Source organism: Sphingomonas sp. HMP6, from assembly GCF_013374095.1.
Classification (GTDB): domain Bacteria; phylum Pseudomonadota; class Alphaproteobacteria; order Sphingomonadales; family Sphingomonadaceae; genus Sphingomonas.
Window position 1 is genome coordinate 3,448,792 of the sequence record NZ_AP022672.1, and the last position, 19,973, is coordinate 3,468,764.

The window sequence follows — 19,973 nt, forward strand, 5'->3', positions numbered from 1 at the left end:
CGTTAAATCTTAACGGGTTAAGCGCCACTGTCGCGCGATGACCGAACGTCTTCCAACCCACCCTTCGGTGGCGACCGGTTGCCAAGGATGCCGCGATGGCGCGACCTTCGACTTGCCGTTCTCAATGGCGTTCCAGCCGATCGTCGATATCGAGCAGGAATGTGTCTTCGCTTATGAAGCACTGGTGCGCGGCGTTGACGGCGAATCCGCGTCCAGCATCCTGAGCCAGGTAAGCGATGCCAATCGCTACGGTTTTGACCAGCAATGCCGCGTCAAGGCGATCGAAGCCGCGACTCGGGCAGGGATTCTCGCGTCCCCGGCACGGCTATCGATCAATTTTTTGCCCAATGCGGTCTATTCTGCTGCGGCCTGTATCCAATTGACCCTCAAGACTGCGCGGGCGAACGCGTTCCCGAGCAACCGGTTGATCTTCGAATTCACCGAGAATGAGGAGATGGCGGACCCACAGCATGTCTCCAACATCATCGCCACCTATCAGCAAATGGGTTTCGGCACCGCGATCGACGATTTCGGGGCGGGATATGCCGGATTGAACTTGCTCGCCCGGTTTCAGACCGATCTGATCAAGCTCGACATGGATCTGATCCGGGGGCTCGACGCGAGTATGCCACGGCGGATGATCGTCGGGGGTGTCGTCAGAATGTGCGACTCGCTCGGCGTCAAAGTCATCGCCGAGGGGATCGAGACGGCGGGCGAACTGGAGGCGCTGCGCGAGATCGGTGTCCGCTACATCCAGGGCTTCTATTTCGCGAAACCGGCGTTCGAACATTTGCCGGAAGTTCACTTCGCGGTGCAGTTCGGACAGCAATCCCGCGCTGGATAAGCCGCCAAGCCGAAGCTGTCAGCGCAGCCAGCGCGCCATCGCCGGATAAGTGTCGTTCGTCGTAAGCCCATAGCCGACGAGCAAATGCACGCCGATATAGACGCCCATTTGAAAGCTCATCGCCAAGGCCGCGCCATTGCCGCGATAGCCGTCCCCATGGAACACGATCGCGGGATCGAGCCCGATCGCGCGCGCCGCGGCGTAGGACCAGCAAATCGCGGCTAGTTCCTCGCTCTTGTCATCGGCCACGGTTTCCAGCGTCTCGCGGACGGCGGGATCGGTGACGGCGATATGGCCGGCCTCATGCAGCAAGTCGCCGGGATAGGTCAGGCGCGCCGGGTCCACGAGGAGCGTCCCGCACCGCACCGTCATCGCCGGGATGAGCGTGTCGTCGGGCAGCGGGGTCATTTCGACGGGCACGCCGATATCGCGGAGGAACGCGACAATCGTCGCGGTGATGGCAGGGTCGGGGGAGGGCATGGGCGTAGTGTATCGTTACGCTGGCGGCGCGTCACCCATGGCGGTGCGGTGATGGGTAAACGAAAAGGACGGCCCGTTGCGGAGCCGCCCTTTTTGTCTGCTTTCTGCGCCGCGTCGTCATGGAGTAAATCCATGACGTCGAACGGGGCTTTGCCCCGTCGGCCGACGCTACAAGTCTTTGGATAGCTTGCGCTATCCAAAGCTCGCTTAACGCTTCGAGAACTGGAAGCTACGACGTGCCTTGGCGCGACCGTACTTCTTACGCTCGACCGTGCGGCTGTCGCGGGTCAGGAAGCCTGCTGCCTTCACCGGGGCGCGCAGGATCGGTTCGAACTTGGTGATCGCCTGGCTGATGCCATGCTTCACGGCACCGGCCTGGCCCGAAAGCCCGCCGCCCTTGACGGTGCAATTCACGTCATACTGGCCCTCGCGCTCGGTCACGCCGAACACCTGGTTGATGACCAGACGCAGCGTCGGACGTGCGAAATACACTTCCTGATCGCGACCATTGATCGTGATCTTACCCGTGCCGGGCTTGATCCAAACGCGGGCGACCGCGTCCTTACGACGGCCCGTTGCATAGGCACGACCCTGCTTGTCGAGGATCTGCTCGCGCAGCGGCATCGGCTCCGGCACTGGGCCGGAATTGTTGACCGGGGCGGCGTCCTGCGCCGGCACGGTGTCGGCCAGGGCCTGGGCGACGGGTGCGGGGGTGTTGGTCAGGCCGGCGAGATCGGCCAGCGACTGGCGGTTGTCGGACATTATGCGCCCACCTTGTTCTTACGGTTCATGGCTCCGATGTCGAGGACTTCGGGGTTCTGGGCCTCGTGCGGGTGCTCGGTCCCGGCGAAGACGCGCAGGTTGCGCATCTGTGCACGACCCAGCGGGCCGCGCGGGATCATCCGCTCGATCGCCTTTTCGATGATCCGCTCCGGGAAGCGACCTTCGAGGATCTTGCCCGCTGCGACACCCTTGATGCCGCCGGCATAGCCGGTGTGGCGGTAATAGATCTTGTCCTTGAGCTTGTTGCCCGTGAACCGAACCTTGTCGGCGTTGATCACGATGACATTGTCACCGCAATCGACGTGAGGGGTGAAGCTCGGCTTGTGCTTGCCGCGCAGGATGTTCGCGATGATCGACGCCATGCGGCCGACGACCAGACCGTCGGCATCGACGATGATCCACTTCTTCTCCACTTCAGCAGGCAAAGCCGGCTTGGTGGTCTTCATCAGCGCCTTCATGGGGCTTGTGACCTTCTATGCTAAAACGACAGGTGCCGCCCCGAGGGACGGCACCAATGGCGGCCTAATGCTGCGCAGGCGCGTGAAAGTCAAGCAAATGGCGGCTTTCGTGACGGGTAACGGGATACCGGTCAGCAAGGCGTGGTCAGCTAAGGGGCCAACGCGAGTGTCACCGTCGTTTCGACCCGCGCGGTGTGAGTGGCATCGCCGTGACGCACTCGCGTTTCTGCCATGTCGTGCGACTCAATCACCAGACCCGTGGTCGAATCGACGTTGCGAAGGGTATGGATCATCGCACTGGGGCTCGCAACGGGCACGGCGAGTTCGCTGCCATGCGTTTCGCGCGGCGGTGCCGTATCGACTTGGCCGCTCGCCTGGATGTCGATCGTGACGATTCCGCTCGGGTCGCGGGTCAGTGTCTCGGCCCCGATGAGCGCCGTCCCGGGTGCGAGCGGCGGGCGGCTGGGCAGGGTGACCTGGCGCCGTCCAGGCGGGCGATCTGCCGCAGGACCGGCGATCAACGGGCTCAGGATCGAGCGCAGCATCGCGGCCTTGCGCTCGGGCGACAGCGTGCGCAGCGGACTGGCCAGAACCCGCGCATCGCCGCGGCGGGTGGCCTGCGTGCTGACGCGTTCGATCGCATCGGCGATCAGCGCGATCGCGGCGTCGGCATCAGCGACGCCGAGGATCGTGCCGCTCGGATCCACGCGGTAGCGCAGCGGGCGGTGGAGCAGCGCACTCGTTGCCGAGCGGAACATCGCTCCGACATCATCGCCGGCCTGCTCATCGACCGCGTCGAGCACTACCGTCACATCATAGCCAGTCTCAGTCTTGTGAAACAGGACGGTACGGCTGGCATGGAAGCGCCGGGTCATCCCATCGGCGGTGCGGGTCTCGGCCGTATCGTAACGATAGGGGCGATCCGCTACGGGGCGAAACTCCGCCGCCGCTGCGCTCGACCACAGCAGGACGGACAGACCCACGCTTCCCCGAATCACGTGGCGCTCCCGCGATTCACGCGGCGCGGCGGCTCACTGCATGCGCCGCCGCCGTCGCTACGATCAGCGTGAGCGCGGCGTTCGCCTGATGCGCGACCGCGACGACGATCTCGACACCGCTCAGCAATGTCGCAATGCCAAGCACGATCTGCGCAGCGACGAGGACAATCAGAGACCAACCGACCAGCGGGGCGCCAGCGCGGATCGCCTTAAGCCCGAGCCACACGACTCCCGCCGCCGCGACGAAGGCGAGCCAGCGGTGGATGAATTGCACAGCGACAGGGTTATCCACCGCGTTGCGCCACAGCGGATCGGTCATCGGCGTCGCTGCCGGGAAGATTTCGTCGCCCATCAGCGGCCAGCTTGAAAAGGCGTACCCCGCATCGAGTCCCGCGGTGAACGCGCCGAACATGATCTGCACGAACAGCAGGACGAGCGCAGTGGCCGCGAAGGCACGCAGCCGCGCCGGGTTGGCCAGCCGGTTGGCGGCGAGATCGCGCAGGTCGAGCGCGGTCCACACCGTGCCCGCGAGCAGCGTGAGCGCGGTAACGAGGTGGACGGCGAGCCTTACGTGGCTGACATCGGTACGCTTTGCGAGGCCCGACGACACCATCCACCACCCGATCGCCCCCTGGAAACACACCAAGGCGACGAGCGCGAACAGCCGCGGCACATAGCCGCGCGGGATCCGCCTTGCCGCCCAGAAGGCGAGGAGCGGCAGCAGATAGGCCGCGCCAACGACGCGGCCGAGCAAGCGATGGACATATTCCCAGAAGAAGATCGCCTGGAACCCAGCCATCGTCATGCCGCGGTTGAGCTGTTGATATTCAGGGATTTTCTTATAATTGTCGAACTCGGCCTGCCATTGCGCGCCGGTCAGCGGCGGGATGATCCCGCTGATCGGTTTCCACTGCGTGATCGACAGTCCCGATTCGGTCAACCGCGTGATGCCGCCGATGATGACCATCGCAACGACGAGCGCAGCGACGAAAAACAGCCAGTTCGACAGCGTGCGCGGCCGGAGGCGGGTTGGGAGCGTGGATGCTTGGAGCATGACGCCTCCTTTACGCCTCCGTCAGGCCCACGTCGATTGAGGATTTGTGCGGTATAGGGGCAAAGCAGCGTGCGAGCGGCAGCGGTCAGCCCCAAGGATGGCGGAGCCGCCGGAACAAGCCCGTCTTGGCCGTCACCTCGAACATTTCCGACGGACTCTCGGGGTCTAGTACCTCATTATCGGCGAGCCATTTCTCGATCGCGCTCAGGTCCGGGATTTCATAGGGCCGTAGCGAGCGGCCCGTGCCTCGCAACGCCTCGATCGTCGCGATAATCGAACCGCGCGCGTCGATTTCGCGCGCGACCTGATTCACCGGGCACCCGAGATGTTCGGCGATCAGACCATCCCGGATCGCCCGGATCGCGGTGGCACCCTCCGCGCCGGCATCGATCGTCACATCGCATTCGGTATCGAGGCCCAGCGAGCGGTTGTTCATATTGGCCGATCCGATCCGCAACATCTGTCCGTCGATGATCATCACCTTAGCGTGGACGTAGATTGGCGTGCCTTGTGCGGTGAAGGGATGATAGATTTTCAGGCGACCGTGTGTGTCGCGGCGCCTGAGCGCAGCCACGAGCCGGGCGCGCGCCGTGTCCATCGCCACCGGCTCGAGCCAGCCCTGCGCCGTTACGGGATTGATGATGACGATCTCCGGGCAATCCGGCTCGGCGAGTCGCGCAGCGATTGCCTCCGCGATCCGACGCGAGGCGAAATATTGGCTCTCGGCGTAGATGCTGTGTTTGGCGGCCGCGATCTGCGCCACGAAAAGCGCTCCGATCTCTCGCACCGGCGGGCATTCTGGCATTTCCGGCCGAGTCGTGGCGATACCGACCTCGACATCGTGGAAATCCGGCTGCAGGTCCTCGGGCCAGCATTCCGTTTGCGCCTGCACCGGATCGAGCGAATGGCCACCTGCACGCGCCCAGCGGTCGCGCGCCAATTCTCCAAGCGCGCCCGCAATCGGACCCTGCAACGCCGTGGTGGCGTCGTGCCACGGCTTGTACGGCTTGCCCCCGGGATTCACCCGGCGCGGCTCTTCATCATGGTGATCACGCGTGTCCCAGCGCTCGCTGGTCATGTCGATGCCGCCACAGAAAGCGAGACAGTCATCGATTACGACGATCTTCTGGTGATGCGAGGCCCCGACCGGGTGGAAGGCGTCCAGCTTGGTGTGGATGCGCGGATGGCGCATCCATTTTGCGATCGTTCCAATATTCGAGCCGCGCAAAAAGGTTTTCAGCGCGCCGACATCCCAGCGCAGCAGGAAAATTTCCAGCTCCGGGTTGCGTTCGACCAGCCAGTAGATGAAGCGGCCGACCGTAGTCGGTTCATCGGGCAGGCGGTCGCCGCCGACCAGTTCTATCCGCGCGTCGAAATCCCATCCTATCAACATGATCCGCCGCTTGGCCTTGAGCATCGCCGATCGCGCATTGCTGAAATAAGCATCGGCATCGACGATCACGCTCATCTGCGTCGCACGCGCCGTCCGCCAGAAATGTTCAGGGTTCAGCGCCAACTGTCTTTCTCCTGCCGCCGCACGGGACGCTTTGGCCTCGAGCCGAGGCTGCGGGATGACGCATAGCGCGGCATCGGACACCAAACGACCCAAAAAATACCCAAGATGATATGTTGTAACTTGTCTCCTGGCGTGCCACATGGCGCACAGCATGACGAGTCTTGCCCATACCCCGGCGATCCAGTGGATCGAGCAGCGCTTCGACAATATGGCGATCGGCCTGTCGGGGCTGTGCGTCGTGCATTGCATCGCCAGTTCGGTGTTCATTGCGCTCGCCTCGACCGCGGGTGGGTTGCTGCTCAATCCCTTGTTCCATGAAATCGGCCTGACGATCGCGATCGGGTTCGGCGTGCTGGCGCTGGGGCGGGGGATCTTCGCGCATGGCTATATGATGCCGGCGGTGGTCGGGTCGGCTGGCCTGGGCACGATGGCGGGGGCGATTTCGCTGCCGCATGACGGATCCGGCATGGAGACGGTGTGGACGCTGGTCGGCGTCGCAATCCTGGCGCTCGGCCACGATCTCAATCGGCGCGCCTCCAACTAGGCACCCGAAGCGTTGCGCCGAATCGGCGCATTGCGGGGCGGGCTGCGAAAGCCTATCTCTGCGGGATGGCAGCGCATCATCATCACGAGCCGCAAGGCGCCGATCTCGCTACTGCGGCACAGGCAACGCTCGAAAAATCAGGCGAGCAATGGACCACGATGCGTGCCAACATCTTTGCGGCGCTCGCCGGGTTCGACAAGCCAGCCTCTGCCTATGACATTGCCGAGGCGGTCTCCAAGTCCGAAGGTCGCCGCGTCGCTGCCAACAGCGTGTACCGCATTCTCGACCTGTTCGTTGGCGCGAACCTGGCGCGGCGGGTGGAGAGTTCGAACGCCTATATCGCCAACGCCCATCCCGATTGCCTGCACGACTGCATCTTCCTGGTCTGCGACACGTGCGGGCAGACGACGCATCTCGACGATGATCGCATTACCAAGGGTGTGCGCTCGGCGGCGGAAGCGGCGGGCTTCTTGCCGGTGCGCCCGGTGATCGAAGTGCGCGGCAAATGTGCGACGTGCGATTGAGCTAAGCGCTCAGAGCAAATCCTTGCCCATCCGGACGCCAGGTACGGGCGGGCCGCTTTCGGCCATCTTCGAGACGCGCTCGATCGGCAGATAACCGCAGGCGAGATACAGCGGCTCGCCGGCCAGTGTCGCCATCATCTCGACCCGGCGGAAGCCCGCCGCGCGTGCGGCATCCTCGCACAGCGCGAGCACGAGCCGCCCGACCCCGCGGCGGACATAGATCGGATCGGTGTACATGGCGCGGATGCGGGCAGCGTCGCTCACCGGATCTAGCGTGCGGGCATCGCGCTGCGCTGCGCTGTGATCGCCGCCATACAGCGTCGCGCGGTAGCTCCATCCGCCACAGCCGACCGGCGCGCCGGCCTGCTCGACCAGAAAATAGGTGCGGTCGGCTATCAATTGCGTATCGAGGCCCATGCTCAACCGGCTCGCGGCGACCTCGTCGGGCGAGAGATAGGCACTTTGCAGCGAATCGATCGCGCGATCCATCAGCGTGGAGATCGCGGGGATGTCGGCCTCGGTCGCGAGGCGATAGGTGAGGCCGGGCATGGCCCATATGTGGTGCGCCGATGCATCATCCGTCAAGAAAATGTGGTGTCCCGAAGGCGCCGCGATCGGACAATCGACACGGCCACGGAGCGGCGCTAAACAGGTCCGATGGTTGACGCTCTTCAAACGCCGTTGCTCGACACGGTCCAGCTCCCCTCCGATCTTCGCGCGCTCGCGCCGACGCAGTTGCGGCAGCTTGCCGACGAGCTGCGGCAGGAGACGATCGCCGCGGTCGGCGTGACCGGGGGCCACCTCGGGTCGGGGCTCGGCGTGGTCGAACTGACCGTCGCGATCCATTATGTGTTCAACACGCCCAACGACAAACTCGTCTGGGACGTCGGGCATCAATGCTACCCGCACAAGATTCTGACCGGACGGCGTGACCGCATCCGTACGCTGCGCATGGGCGGGGGGCTGTCGGGCTTCACCAAGCGCAGCGAGAGCGAGTACGATCCGTTCGGCGCGGCGCATTCGTCGACCTCGATCTCGGCCAGCCTTGGCTTTGCCATCGCCAACAAGATTGCGGGCAAGCCCGGCAAGGGCATCGCGGTGATCGGCGACGGCGCGATGTCGGCGGGCATGGCGTATGAGGCGATGAACAACGCCGCACAGGCGGGCAACCGGCTGGTCGTCATTTTGAACGACAATGACATGTCGATCGCACCGCCGGTTGGTGGACTCTCGGCCTATCTCAGCCGGATCGTGTCGAGCCGCGAATTCCTGGGCTTCCGCGATCTGGCGCGCAAGCTCGCCAAGCATTTGCCCAAGCCGATCGCGGCTGGGATGCGCAAGACCGACGAGTTCGCCCGCGGCATCGCGATGGGCGGTACGCTGTTCGAAGAGCTCGGCTTTTATTATGTCGGGCCGATCGACGGGCATAATCTCGACCAGTTGATCCCGGTGCTCGAAAACGTCCGCGATGCCGAGGAAGGTCCGATCCTGGTCCATGTCGTGACCAAGAAGGGCAAGGGCTATGGCCCGGCCGAGGCGGCGGCGGACAAATATCACGGCGTGCAGAAATTCGACGTCATTTCGGGCGTGCAGAGCAAGGCACCCCCGGGGCCGCCGCAGTACCAGAACGTGTTCGGCGCGCAGCTTTCCAAGGAAGCGGAGACCGACCCGACGATCTGCGCGATCACCGCGGCGATGCCGTCGGGCACCGGGCTCGATGCGTTCAGCAAGGCGCATCCCGAGCGCTTCTTCGACGTCGGCATTGCCGAACAGCACGCGGTCACCTTCGCGGCCGGTTTGGCCGCCGAGGGGATGCGGCCGTTCTGCGCGATCTATTCGACCTTCCTGCAGCGCGCGTACGATCAGGTCGTGCATGACGTCTGCATCCAGAACCTCCCGGTGCGCTTTGCGATCGATCGTGCGGGCCTGGTCGGCGCGGACGGCGCGACGCATGCCGGGTCATTCGACGTGACCTATCTCGCCACCCTGCCCAACATGGTGGTGATGGCGCCGGCCGACGAAGCCGAGCTGGTCCACATGACGCACACCGCCGTGCTGCACGATAGCGGGCCGATCGCGATCCGCTATCCGCGCGGCAATGGCACCGGGGTCGAGCTGCCCGCGGAAGCGCAGCAGCTCGAGATCGGCAAGGGGCGGATCGTAAAGCAAGGCCATAAGGTGGCGATCCTGTCGCTCGGCACGCGGCTGGGCGAGGCGATGCGGGCGGCAGAAGTGCTCGAGGCCAAGGGGCTCAGCACGACCGTCGCCGATCTGCGCTTCGCTAAGCCGCTCGACGAGGATCTGATCCGCAAGCTGCTGACGACGCATGAAGTGGCGGTCACGATCGAGGAGGCCGCGGTCGGTGGCCTCGGCGCGCACGTGCTGACCTTCGCGTCGGACGACGGCTTGATCGATGCTGGCCTGAAGCTGCGCACGCTGCGCTTGCCCGACATCTTCCAGGATCAGGACAAGCCCGAAGTGCAATATGCGCAGGCCGGGCTGGACGCCGATGCGATCGTCGAGACGGTGCTGAAGGCGCTGCGCCACAATTCGGGTGCGGTCGCGGAGGGTGCGCGGGCCTGAGGGCCCGACGATGTGCTTTTCCGCCACCGCCAGTTTCACTGCCGCGGGCGCGCTCGCGGTGGTCGGCGTGGCGACGCTGCGGCATGTGCGCGAGCCGCGCGCTCTGCTGTTCGCGTGCGTACCGTTGCTGTTCGCAGCGCACCAGTTTTCCGAGGGGATGGTGTGGCTCGCGCTTGAGGGGCGGCTGGGGGCCATTGCGGTCGATCACACGGTGTTCCTCTTCACGCTCTACGCGATCGGGATCCTGCCGCTGCTGATGCCGGTCGCGGTGGTGTTGATGGAACCGCCGGGGTGGCGGCGACGGGCGATCCTGGCGTTGTGCGGCGTGGGCGCGGTGGTGTTCGCGTGGGACATGGCCGGTCTGGTCGTCGCGCCGACCTGCGCGGCGATCGAGCAGCATTCGATTGCCTATAGCAACCCGATCACCAGCCAGATGTGGGTGTCGCTGCTCTACATCCTGGCGACGTGCGGCGCGCTGTTGCTGTCGACGCACCGCGTGGTGCGCGGCTATGGGGTGCTCAACGTGATCGGGCTGACGATCGTGCATGTCGTGAAGGGCTATGCCTTCGCCTCGGTGTGGTGCTTCTATGCCGCGGTGCTGAGCGTGGTGCTGTATCGGCAGTTCAACCGGCAGGACATCGACGTCGCGACGCCCAACGGGACGAGCGCGCCGCGGCGGCCGTTTGTCTTGTCGTGGCTCCGGGGGTGACGGCGTGATCGATGCGACGCGTGCGTGATTGCGGGGCGCGCTTTTCGGGGTTAGCCTGAGCGCTTTCCAGCTGAAGGAAGCCGCCATGCGCCTAGCGATCCTGATCCTCCCCGCGTTGCTGATCGCCGGGGGCGGCGTTGCAGCGTTTGCCCAGAGCGCGCCCGCCGTGATGCCGGTGGCGAGCACGCCTGCGAGCGACATCGTGCAGGGCCGCCGCGCCGCGTTCCGCCTGTCGGGTGGCATCCTGGGGAATTTGAAGGCGGCGGCGGCGCGCGGCGATGATCTGACCAAGGTGGCCGGACAAGCCCGCGCGCTTGCCGGATGGGCGCGCGCGATCCCCGGCATGTTCCCGACCGGCAGCAACGTCGCGCCGAGCGAGGCGCTCCCCAATGTCTGGACCGACCGCGCGGGCTTCGCCGCCAAGGCCGCCGACTATGCCGCCGCCGCCGACAAGCTCGCCGATTTGGCCAAGGCGGGCGACACGGCGGGGTTCACCGCGCAGGTGGATGCAGTGGGCAAGACCTGCGGGGCGTGTCACACGGCGTATCGCGCGCCGCCGCCCAAGGCGGGGTGAGCGGGTGCGCGCAAGATTTAGCGCCAGCTAAATCGCGCCCCCAGCGCACCCGCCGGCCGGCGCGGCCAGCAGCCGCGACCGACGGCCGGGGCCCCACAAAGTATTACTTTGTGGGGTTCCCGGACGCGGCTTTGCCGCGGCGGGGTGCCCCGCCTTAAAGTCACACGAGTCACACCATCGCAGGGTTGTGCGCGGGCGCTAAAGTCGCACGCGTCGCACCATCGGCGACCCAGCGCCCGCCGGCACCCTCAGGTGCCCCCCGCTTCAGGCACCTTCATCGCGCGGCGGCAGGGGCTTGTAGTCATCGGGGACGAGCGCGTCGGGGCTTTCCTCGTCGACATCGCTCAGCGCGCCGAGCGTGGTGGGCAACGCGGCGCGGGCGTGCGCGATCTGCGCCTCGACCGTGCCGTTGCCGGGGCCGGTCTGGCCGTAGATGAGCGGCAGCAGGCGTTGCAGCATGAACGTCAGCATCTTGTCCGACGGGATCGACATCTCGGCGATCAGCTTGCCGCCGCGCCAAATCTCGCGCGGAGTGCCGACGATCGCGCGTTCGAACGCGATCGCGACGAGCCGCCCGGTCGCGACCAGCAACGCATCGTCCCACGCCTTGGCAAAGGCAGTGCCCTTGGGATGGCGGCGCAGCCGGTAGCATGAGCGCGGGGTGATGTCCGCCGCCTCCGCCGCGATCGAGACGCAGCCAGTATCCGCGAGCGCGGCGAGGAACGTCCGCTGCCGCTCGGCCGTCCACCCGCTGATGCGGCGGCGCGCGAGCTCGACGGCCTCATAATTGGCGCGCCGCTTGGCGGCATCCGCCGCCGCGATTTTCTCCTCGGCTTCGTTCAAGTTAATCAGCATGTCGGGGTAGGGATGGTCGGCGATTTGATCGTCACTGAACATGGGACTTGCTCCTTGGTTGTAGGAGCGCGACCATTTAACCGGTTTGGTTCGTGTAGGACAGGGTTAGTTAGGCTACCATATTAGGCTAGCCGCCATATGTGAACGCGCGGATGCGGCGGAAGAAGCCAAGCCACGTAAAGAAGAAACTAACTCCTCATGATCTTTTAACGGGCTGTATTGCAAGATCTTTATAGAATAGTTCTCCTCGAAGAGACGAACCATGTCCGGTGTCGCTCGATCCGAGGTCAGCAGATAGTGAGGCCGAGGTGACTTAAACCTTCGGGCATTATCCTCTAGTATAAGATTTATGTCAGGATCAGCCAAGCTATATCCCAAAAACAAAAATGTCTGAGTCGAGATGAGAGATGACAAAAGGTCGTAGAAACCAGCATGCTTAGAACGAGCATTTGCGTATTCTTGTCTAGTAAAAACCGTCCCTTCTAAGTTGTCAACTGAGCCATGCACCTTTATGACTAAACGTGTACTCGCATCACCCTTTACATATCGACCAATAGAATCGTCGTGGTAAGGCTTTATAATTGTCGCCGCGTTATAGTTTGCGCTCAAAAATCTGTCATAAATACTATCAATATTGGTAGTGGCAACTATCGGGAGATCGAGATCAAATATTGTCTGATGAATATCGTCTGGCGCATAATTAGGATTAAGGAAAAAATGTTCTAGAACGTCATGCCAAGAAGCAGGTCCGAGTCTTGATTTAATAAGCTGACACGCGCTTAAATAATCGCCGCCTTTTATAAGTCGCCGTATTTCGGCTTTCGGATTTGTGCATCTATCTAGCGACTGCTCCAAAAACTCTTTCCATAAGGGAGGCCGGCGGCCATCGGGCGATATAGCCCGCCTAGAAACGCCGGCACCTAGGAAGGCCACACAACGCCGTCGCGCGACGTCGTGTAGTAGCTTATCTGGCCACAGTATCACGAAAGCTCGTCGATGTTGGCCAAGAAAATATTGGCGATAGCTTCAAAGATTTCCTTGGACTCGGCCACCTTGGTAAAATGCGCGCCGACTACTCCGTCAGCACTTTTTAGGGCGAATATTGGCTTATGGTTAAATTGTGACATGGGGATAAGACTGTGCAAATTAGGAATCTCTCCCAATTCATATCCATTAATGGGCTCGGGGCTAGTTTGCATCAGCTTGCTTTTCGCGATCGCTTTTGGGATGCTTCGCATAATCCGTTCGTAAGCCTTAACGGCGCGACGCTCGCCCCTTGAATTACGCTTCGCCGTATATTGTTGATTAACATGTCCAAGCAAACGTAACCGAAGTTCTATATCCGCGACCTCTATGTCGTCAGGGTCGTCAATAAACTCTAGTTTCTGGTTTAGCAGCTTAACCCAATTTGAGAGCCACTCAGAGATATTAGTTACCGCGCGCACGCTAAATATGTCGATTGATATGGGGATTATGAAAAAGTCGCTTGCGATTAAAGCCGCTCTGTTAATTGACCCGAGCGACGGTCCCATGTCGAAAAAAACAAAATCATATTCCTGTAGATTGGTTAACATCTGCCGGAAAACATATGTCGAACGTAGCGAGCGAACCCCTGACGCGCCCCAATCTGCGGCTAGGAAATCCTCGACCAGCGCCAAACGAGGATCGCCTAGTACTACATCAACTCCAAATGTGGTCGAGTGTTCGACGTGTAGAGTGGATCGGAAGCCCTTACCCTGTGTAACAGGTCGAACATAGTCGTATACTGTCTCTGCGGCGTCTAGGTCGTATACTTCTTCGAGAAATTCCTCGGGGAACATATATTGTGTAGCGTTTGCTTGTGGATCTGCGTCTACAACAGCAATCTTTTTTCCCTCCACATTGGCCAGGTACGCCGCAAGATTGCAAAGCAAGGTGGTCTTGCCAACTCCGCCCTTGTTAGTGAAGAAGCAAATCGCTTTCATATAATCTACTCCGCTGCCACACCAGCCCGCGAGAACATATCCCCCTCGCTCGCCGTCAGGTCCTCATTCGCCGCAGGCCCAGCCTTAGCCTTCTGCCGCTTGTCGAACCCGTCCCACACTTCGTTCCAATTCCCGCGCGTTGCGGCCTTCGAATATTCCGTCGCGCGCTGTTCGAAGAAGTTGGCGTGCTCGACGCCATTGAGCATCGGCGCGAGCCACGGCAGCGGGTGTTCGTCGATCATGAAGATCGGCTTGAGGCCGAGCTGGCCGAGCCGCCAATCGGCGGTGAAGCGGACGTATTTCTTGATTTCCTTCGCGGTCATGCCGTTGACCGGGCCCATTTCGAAGGCGAGGTCGATGAAATTGTCCTCGAGGTGGACGGTGTGCTGGCACATTTCGCGAATGTCGGATTTCACCGCTTTGGTGAAGCAATCGCGTTCGCGCACGAAGGTGTGGAACAGCTTGATGATGCCTTCGCAGTGCAGGCTCTCGTCGCGGATCGACCAGGTGACGATTTGCCCCATGCCCTTCATCTTGTTGAAACGCGGGAAGTTCATCAGCATCGCGAAGCTGGCGAAGAGCTGCAGCCCCTCGGTAAAGCCGCCGAACATGGCGAGCGTCTTGGCGATGTCCTCATCGGAATCGACGCCGAAATTCTGCAGATAGTCGTGCTTGTCCTTCATCTCGCTATATTCGAGGAAGGCGCCATATTCGCTCTCGGGCATGCCGATCGTGTCGAGCAAATGGCTGTAGGCGGCGATGTGCACCGTCTCCATGTTGCTGAACGCCGCCAGCATCATCTTGATCTCGGTCGGCTTGAAGATGCGGCCGTATTTTTCGTGATAGCAATCCTGCACCTCGACATCGGCCTGGGTGAAGAAGCGGAAGATCTGCGTGAGCAGATTGCGCTCGTGGTCGGACAGCTTTTGCGCCCAGTCGCGGCAATCCTCGCCCAGCGGCACTTCCTCGGGCATCCAGTGGATCTGCTGCTGGCGCTTCCAGAAATCGAACGCCCAGGGGTATTCGAACGGCTTGTACTGCTTGCGGGCTTCGGTGAGGGACATGGGGATTTCCTGAAGTGACGGATGAAAAAGGGGGGTGGATCAGAGCAAACGCGAGAGGCTGAAAGCGGCATAGGCGAGGCCCAGCACGATCATGCCGATGCCAAGGTAGCGGCGTTCGGGCGATTTGGCGGGCGGCGGGGATTTGCCCACCGACAGCCCCTTGGGCGAACCGGCGACGAAGCCGATTACCCAACCGAAATAGATGATATTGAGCGCAATGATGACGCCGAACAGATCAAAGGCATTGGTCAAAGGGTCTCACTCCACGGCCGAGGGATATCGGCAAAATCGTTCATGCCGCCAAGCTCCAGCGCCACATCGCGGTGGCACTCATCGCCAGCACGATGCCCAGCGACAGCGCCATGATGCCGACCATGCGGAAGGCGTAGGTCTTGGCCTCGCTGGTCTGGCGGATCAGCAGCAGCAGCAGCGTCGTGCCGATCACGGCGAACAGCACCGCAACGCCGTACATGATCGCGATCGAATAGGTCATCGCCGCACCGTGCGGTTGACGTACACGGTCTTGCTGCGGTGCGAGCCGACGCCGAGGAAAACGACGCCGATGAAGAAGCCGAAATCGTACCAGCCGCCATTGTTGGGGACGGCGTAGACCGCGACATCGGGCATGAACAGCGACAGCACCCAGGCGACCGGGAAGATGAAACCGTGCCACAGGCCGAGCAGGAAACCGGGTGCCGCGGGCGCGACGGCGCTCGGCACCTGCTGCGCGCAGGCGGCGAGCAGCGCTGCGCCTGTAAGCACAATCGCTGTGCGGATCGATCGAATCATGCGAGGCTCCTTGCATCCAACGCGCGGGACGCGCGTTTGGAATGAGCAACTATAACGCAGGAGCTACGCACATGGTCGACGCATCGCAGATTAAAGAACATGCCGAAGTCATCGGCGCCGACGGCGTCCATGTCGGCACCGTCGACCATGTCCAGGGTGGCCGCATCAAGCTGACCAAGAAGGATTCGGGCGCGCTCATCAACGAAGGGCATAGCGCGCATGAGGGGCATCACCATTTCATCCCGCTCGGCCTGGTCGCCGATGTCGAGAACGGCACGGTGCGCCTTTCCGCCAACGCCGACGTGGCGGTGACGTTCGAAGAAGAAAAATAAGCCGTCCGCGCACGACGCGTGTTTCGAAGCCCCGGTGCGCAGCGTGCGCGCCGGGGCTTTTTGCGTCAGCTGTCTTGCCTCACTGGCAAGCAAGGCATTCATCGTAATTCTTCACTTCGATGTCGAATTGCGGCTTTTCGATCGTATTGTCGGCCTCGACCCCACCGGCGAACCCGGCGCGTTGCACCGATTTGGAGCGGAGATAGTAAAGCGACTTGATGCCCAATTCCCACGCGCGGAAGTGGAGCATGAGCAAGTCCCACTTCTCGACATCGGCGGGGATGAACAGGTTCAGCGAGGTCGCCTGGTCGATATAGGGCGTGCGGTCGGCCTGGAGCTCGATTAGCCAGCGCTGGTCGATCTCGAAGCTGGTCTTGTAGCAATCCTTCTCCTCGGTGCTGAGGAAGTCGAGATGCTGGACCGAGCCGCCTTGTTCGAGGATCGAATTCCACACCGCGTCGCTGTTCTTCGATTTCTCGATCAGCAGTTTTTCGAGATAGGGATTCTTGATCGAGAAGCTGCCCGACAGCGTCTTGTGGGTGTAGATGTTGGCGGGGATCGGCTCGATGCACGCCGACGTGCCGCCGCAGATGATGCTGATCGACGCGGTCGGTGCGATCGCCATCTTGCAGCTGAAGCGCTCCATCACGCCCATGTCGGCGGCATCGGGGCAGGGGCCGCGCTCGGTCGCGAGGTGCATCGACGCTTCATCGACTTGGCCCTTGATGTGCTTGAACATGCGCAGGTTCCACGACTTGGCCATCGCGCCTTCGAACGGCAGGCCGCGCGCCTGCAGGAAGGAGTGGAAGCCCATCACACCGAGGCCGACCGACCGCTCGCGCATTGCCGAGTAAGCGGCTTGCTCCATGCCGGGTTCGGCACGGTCGATGAAATCCTGCAGGACGTTGTCGAGGAAACGCATCACGTCCTCGATGAAGCCCTTTTCGTCCTTCCACTCGTCCCACGTCTCGAGGTTGAGCGAGGACAGGCAGCACACCGCCGTGCGCTCGTTGCCGAGGTGATCCTTGCCGGTCGGCAGCGTGATCTCGCTGCACAGGTTCGAGGTCGAGACCTTGAGGCCGAGATCGCGGTGATGCTTGGGCATCGCCTTGTTCACATGATCCGAGAAGATGATGTACGGCTCGCCGGTGGCGAGGCGGGTTTCGACCAGCTTCTGGAAGAGCGAACGCGCATCGACGGTGGCGCGCGCCGAGCCGTCCTTGGGGCTGGTCAACGTCCACTCTTCGCCTGCGCGCACCGCCTCCATGAAGGCATCGGTCAGCAACACGCCGTGGTGCAGATTGAGCGCCTTGCGGTTGAAATCGCCCGAGGGTTTGCGGATTTCGAGGAATTCCTCGATCTCGGGGTGCGACACGTCGAGGTAGACCGCGGCCGAACCACGGCGCAGCGAGCCTTGGCTGATCGCGAGCGTCAGCGAATCCATCACGCGCACGAACGGGATGATGCCGCTGGTCTTGCCGTTGAGGCCGACCGGCTCGCCGATGCCGCGGACGTTGCCCCAATAGGTGCCGATCCCGCCGCCGCGCGACGCCAGCCAGACATTCTCGTTCCAGGTGTCGACGATGCCGTTGAGGCTGTCGGGCACCGAATTGAGGAAGCAGGAGATCGGCAGGCCGCGTCCGGTGCCGCCGTTCGACAGGACGGGCGTGGCGGGCATGAACCACAGGCGCGAGATATAGCTGTAGAGCCGCTGCGCGTGGCCGGCATCATCGGCATAGGCCGAGGCGACGCGCACGAACAGATCCTGAAAGGTTTCGCCGGGCAGCAGATAGCGGTCTTTGAGCGTGTCCTTGCCGAATTCGGTCAGCAGCGCGTCGCGCGAATGATCGACCTCGACGGGATAAAGCTGCGCATGGACTTCCTTGGAGTCACTCCGCGCGGCGAGCGTGCGTTTCGCGCCGCTGGTGTCGCTTGCCGGGGTGGCTGCGCTGGTCGTCAGCGCCTCGATCGCATCGGTGGCCATGTCCGTATTCGCTTCCCTGCTGTCCCGAAAATCCATCGTCATCGCCTTCGTCTTCCAGTCACTTGATGGACCGGAGCGCTGCCATTTCACCATGGGGCGTTCCCGGTCCGTTCGAATCGGGGGACGAACCCCCATGCTATCATTTCCGGGCGACCGCACGAGAACAAAATAAGCCCGTCCTGTGTCGAAAACACAGGGAAGGACGTCTCTGCAATATGGGGTTGCAGGCTTTGCGCTACTAGCTCTTGGGTTCGCCCCCGAACTCAACCCCTACAGATTGTGCCGGATCGACCAACGAAGCAAGTCGGTAAATGACAGATTAGCGACTCAGTTCGTCGCTATTTTGATTCAGCTCAACGCACGCCCAAAGCGGGCATAGGGCGCGACGCGCGGTCGAAGCTGACATGCGCGAAACGCAAGAGACCGAAGCGGGAACGTGACTTTTTTTTCACACGACCGATGATCACGGCATCGCGGGTGGGCAGGGCAGGGTGACGATCACGGCGAGGCCCCCGAGCGGTGCTGATTCGAGCGTCAGCGTGCCGCCGTAGAGCGTCGCGAGTTCCTGCGCGATCGACAGGCCGAAGCCGTGGCCGTCGCCGCGTTCGTCGAGTCGCTGCCCGGCGGCAAGCGCGGCGGCGCGGGCCTCGGGGGGGATACCTTTGCCGTCATCGGCGATCGTCAGGCGGACGAAGCGCGCGTCGGTCGCGGGGTGCGCGGTGACGGTGATTCGGTGCGCAGCCCAGCGCCAGGCGTTGTCGAGCAGATTGCCGATCAGCTCGTCGAGATCCTGGCGATCGACCGCCACGGTCAAATCGGGCGCGATCTCGACGCTGGCGGTGACGCCGCGATCCGCATGGATGCGGCCGAGCGCGTTGGTCAGATCGGCAAGCACCGGGGTGAGCGGCGTGGCGACGCGCATCGCCCCGCCGGGGGTGGCGGCGCGGGCGCGGCCAAGATGGTGGCGCACGGCGCGATCGATCCGCTCGACCTGTTCGCGCAAGAGCCCGTCCGGGTCGTGTGGCGGGAGCGCGAGTGCGAGCGTGGCGAGCGGGGTTTTGAGGCCGTGCGCGAGATTGGCGACATGACCGCGCGCATTGGCGAGTGCCGCGGCGTTTTCGGCGAGCAGCGCGTTGATTTCGGTCGCGAGGGGTAAGAGTTCGCTTGGCTGGTTTTCGGGGAGCGCCTTGGCTTTACCTGCGCGGATCGCGGCGAGGCTCTCGCGCATTGTTTTCAGCGGGCGCAGGCCGATGCGAAGCTGGACCAGCGTGGCGATGGTGAGCGCGGCCCCGAGCAGAAGCAGCGAGCCGAGCAGCGGCATCATCGCCGCGCGCAACGGTCGGTCGACGATCGCGCGCGGGGCCGAGGCGGTGATGCGGACGGGACCGGCGGGCGTGGCGAGCATCAGGCTGCGCGCGTGGCGCGGACCGTCGCGGTCGCGCCAATCGAGCGCTTGCGGATCCCGGCCGTCGCGGTGGTGTCGCGCGAAGGGTGGGCCGTCCGGAAAGCGCGGGCGTTCTTCCATCGCATTCAGATCGGGCTTGGCGGGCGAGGCGATGGTGCGGCCGCCCGCATTGATCCGCCAGCCCCAGCCGCCGCGCGGATCGTCATAGGGTGCGGCGAGGATCAGGCGGCTGCGGTCGATCGCGCCGTCGGGGCGGACGGCTTGGGCGAGCACCGCGATCTGCGCGTCGAGCCGATCGTCCAGCCCGCGCATCACGAAGCGATCGAGCACCGCGCCGATCGTGACGGCGGCGAAGGCGAGCGCGGCGAGCGTCGCGATCAGCGCGGTGACGAGCAGGCGACCGTAGAGCGAGCGGGGGAGGAGGGTTGTCATGCGCTCTCGCCTGTAAGCTCCACCCCGGCGAACGCCGGGGCCCAGTTGAGAGCCTTGAGAAATTGGGCGCAGCGGTTCCAA

At 63.0% G+C, this 19,973-nt stretch carries 23 protein-coding genes; 7 read left to right on the forward strand and 16 right to left on the reverse strand.

Going from position 1 to position 19,973, the window contains the following annotated elements:
* Positions 1-37: 37 nt before the first annotated feature.
* Positions 38-844: an EAL domain-containing protein gene (locus tag HMP06_RS16870; protein WP_443026489.1), complete on the forward strand. Its 807-nt coding sequence runs from the start codon at positions 38-40 to the stop codon at positions 842-844.
* A gap of 18 nt (positions 845-862) precedes the next feature.
* Here the strand turns inward: HMP06_RS16870 and HMP06_RS16875 are convergent, their stop codons facing one another.
* From HMP06_RS16875 to HMP06_RS16900, 6 genes are all read right to left on the reverse strand, one after another.
* Positions 863-1,324, reverse strand: coding sequence for a hypothetical protein (locus HMP06_RS16875; RefSeq protein WP_176498133.1), 462 nt, complete (start codon positions 1,322-1,324; stop codon positions 863-865).
* Between the two features lie 207 nt (positions 1,325-1,531).
* Positions 1,532-2,086: a 30S ribosomal protein S9 gene (gene rpsI / locus HMP06_RS16880; RefSeq protein ID WP_176498134.1), complete on the reverse strand. Its 555-nt coding sequence runs from the start codon at positions 2,084-2,086 to the stop codon at positions 1,532-1,534.
* Positions 2,086-2,565, reverse strand: coding sequence for a 50S ribosomal protein L13 (gene rplM, locus HMP06_RS16885; RefSeq protein WP_176498135.1), 480 nt, complete (start codon positions 2,563-2,565; stop codon positions 2,086-2,088). Before rplM ends, rpsI begins: the two co-directional genes overlap by 1 nt.
* A gap of 149 nt (positions 2,566-2,714) precedes the next feature.
* Positions 2,715-3,548: a hypothetical protein gene (locus HMP06_RS16890; RefSeq protein ID WP_176498136.1), complete on the reverse strand. Its 834-nt coding sequence runs from the start codon at positions 3,546-3,548 to the stop codon at positions 2,715-2,717.
* 31 nt (positions 3,549-3,579) lie between these two features.
* Positions 3,580-4,617 carry a COX15/CtaA family protein gene (locus HMP06_RS16895; RefSeq protein ID WP_176498137.1) on the reverse strand — a complete coding sequence of 346 codons (1,038 nt, stop codon included), beginning with the start codon at positions 4,615-4,617 and terminating at the stop codon, positions 3,580-3,582.
* A gap of 85 nt (positions 4,618-4,702) precedes the next feature.
* Complete coding sequence (locus tag HMP06_RS16900) at positions 4,703-6,085, reverse strand: phospholipase D-like domain-containing protein (RefSeq protein WP_176498614.1); 1,383 nt, start codon at positions 6,083-6,085, stop codon at positions 4,703-4,705.
* A 199-nt stretch (positions 6,086-6,284) separates the two neighbouring features.
* Here HMP06_RS16900 and HMP06_RS16905 point away from each other — a divergent pair, with 199 nt between their 5' ends.
* On the forward strand, positions 6,285-6,677 hold the full coding sequence (locus HMP06_RS16905; RefSeq protein ID WP_176498138.1) for a MerC domain-containing protein: 393 nt from the start codon (positions 6,285-6,287) through the stop codon (positions 6,675-6,677).
* Positions 6,678-6,742: 65 nt separating this feature from the next.
* Complete coding sequence (locus HMP06_RS16910; protein ID WP_176498139.1) at positions 6,743-7,201, forward strand: Fur family transcriptional regulator; 459 nt, start codon at positions 6,743-6,745, stop codon at positions 7,199-7,201.
* A 9-nt stretch (positions 7,202-7,210) separates the two neighbouring features.
* Here HMP06_RS16910 and HMP06_RS16915 read toward each other — a convergent pair whose 3' ends face one another.
* Positions 7,211-7,750 (reverse strand): GNAT family N-acetyltransferase, encoded by a 540-nt coding sequence (locus tag HMP06_RS16915; protein ID WP_176498140.1) that lies wholly within the window; start codon positions 7,748-7,750, stop codon positions 7,211-7,213.
* A 108-nt stretch (positions 7,751-7,858) separates the two neighbouring features.
* Between HMP06_RS16915 and dxs the strand changes: the two genes are divergently transcribed.
* The 3 genes from dxs (at position 7,859) to HMP06_RS16930 (ending at position 11,067) form a co-directional block, all read left to right on the forward strand.
* Positions 7,859-9,784, forward strand: a complete 1,926-nt coding sequence (gene dxs, locus HMP06_RS16920) for a 1-deoxy-D-xylulose-5-phosphate synthase (RefSeq protein WP_176498141.1) — start codon at positions 7,859-7,861, stop codon at positions 9,782-9,784.
* A 10-nt stretch (positions 9,785-9,794) separates the two neighbouring features.
* Positions 9,795-10,493, forward strand: a complete 699-nt coding sequence (locus HMP06_RS16925; protein ID WP_176498142.1) for a DUF6629 family protein — start codon at positions 9,795-9,797, stop codon at positions 10,491-10,493.
* Between the two features lie 85 nt (positions 10,494-10,578).
* The gene (locus HMP06_RS16930) at positions 10,579-11,067 is read left to right on the forward strand and encodes a c-type cytochrome (RefSeq protein ID WP_176498143.1); all 489 of its coding nucleotides are present in this window, start codon (positions 10,579-10,581) and stop codon (positions 11,065-11,067) included.
* 264 nt (positions 11,068-11,331) lie between these two features.
* Here HMP06_RS16930 and HMP06_RS16935 read toward each other — a convergent pair whose 3' ends face one another.
* From HMP06_RS16935 to HMP06_RS16965, 7 genes are all read right to left on the reverse strand, one after another.
* A complete protein-coding gene (locus HMP06_RS16935) occupies positions 11,332-11,964 on the reverse strand; it encodes a hypothetical protein (protein ID WP_176498144.1) in 633 nt (210 codons plus the stop codon).
* A gap of 72 nt (positions 11,965-12,036) precedes the next feature.
* A complete protein-coding gene (locus tag HMP06_RS16940) occupies positions 12,037-12,777 on the reverse strand; it encodes an SIR2 family NAD-dependent protein deacylase (RefSeq protein WP_176498145.1) in 741 nt (246 codons plus the stop codon).
* Positions 12,778-12,902: 125 nt separating this feature from the next.
* Positions 12,903-13,886 carry a ParA family protein gene (locus HMP06_RS16945; protein WP_176498146.1) on the reverse strand — a complete coding sequence of 328 codons (984 nt, stop codon included), beginning with the start codon at positions 13,884-13,886 and terminating at the stop codon, positions 12,903-12,905.
* Between the two features lie 5 nt (positions 13,887-13,891).
* Positions 13,892-14,950: a ribonucleotide-diphosphate reductase subunit beta gene (locus tag HMP06_RS16950; RefSeq protein WP_176498147.1), complete on the reverse strand. Its 1,059-nt coding sequence runs from the start codon at positions 14,948-14,950 to the stop codon at positions 13,892-13,894.
* 39 nt (positions 14,951-14,989) lie between these two features.
* Positions 14,990-15,202: a hypothetical protein gene (locus HMP06_RS16955; RefSeq protein ID WP_176498148.1), complete on the reverse strand. Its 213-nt coding sequence runs from the start codon at positions 15,200-15,202 to the stop codon at positions 14,990-14,992.
* Between the two features lie 40 nt (positions 15,203-15,242).
* On the reverse strand, positions 15,243-15,443 hold the full coding sequence (locus HMP06_RS16960) for a hypothetical protein (RefSeq protein WP_176498149.1): 201 nt from the start codon (positions 15,441-15,443) through the stop codon (positions 15,243-15,245).
* Positions 15,440-15,739: a hypothetical protein gene (locus tag HMP06_RS16965; RefSeq protein ID WP_176498150.1), complete on the reverse strand. Its 300-nt coding sequence runs from the start codon at positions 15,737-15,739 to the stop codon at positions 15,440-15,442. Before HMP06_RS16965 ends, HMP06_RS16960 begins: the two co-directional genes overlap by 4 nt.
* A gap of 71 nt (positions 15,740-15,810) precedes the next feature.
* Here HMP06_RS16965 and HMP06_RS16970 point away from each other — a divergent pair, with 71 nt between their 5' ends.
* Positions 15,811-16,071 (forward strand): DUF2171 domain-containing protein, encoded by a 261-nt coding sequence (locus HMP06_RS16970; RefSeq protein WP_176498151.1) that lies wholly within the window; start codon positions 15,811-15,813, stop codon positions 16,069-16,071.
* A 79-nt stretch (positions 16,072-16,150) separates the two neighbouring features.
* On the opposite strand, the gene HMP06_RS16975 is transcribed toward HMP06_RS16970, so the two are convergent.
* Both HMP06_RS16975 and HMP06_RS16980 read right to left on the reverse strand, forming a co-directional pair.
* Positions 16,151-18,091 (reverse strand): ribonucleoside-diphosphate reductase subunit alpha, encoded by a 1,941-nt coding sequence (locus HMP06_RS16975; RefSeq protein WP_176498152.1) that lies wholly within the window; start codon positions 18,089-18,091, stop codon positions 16,151-16,153.
* Between the two features lie 427 nt (positions 18,092-18,518).
* Positions 18,519-19,892 (reverse strand): sensor histidine kinase, encoded by a 1,374-nt coding sequence (locus HMP06_RS16980; protein WP_176498153.1) that lies wholly within the window; start codon positions 19,890-19,892, stop codon positions 18,519-18,521.
* Positions 19,893-19,973: the final 81 nt, after the last annotated feature.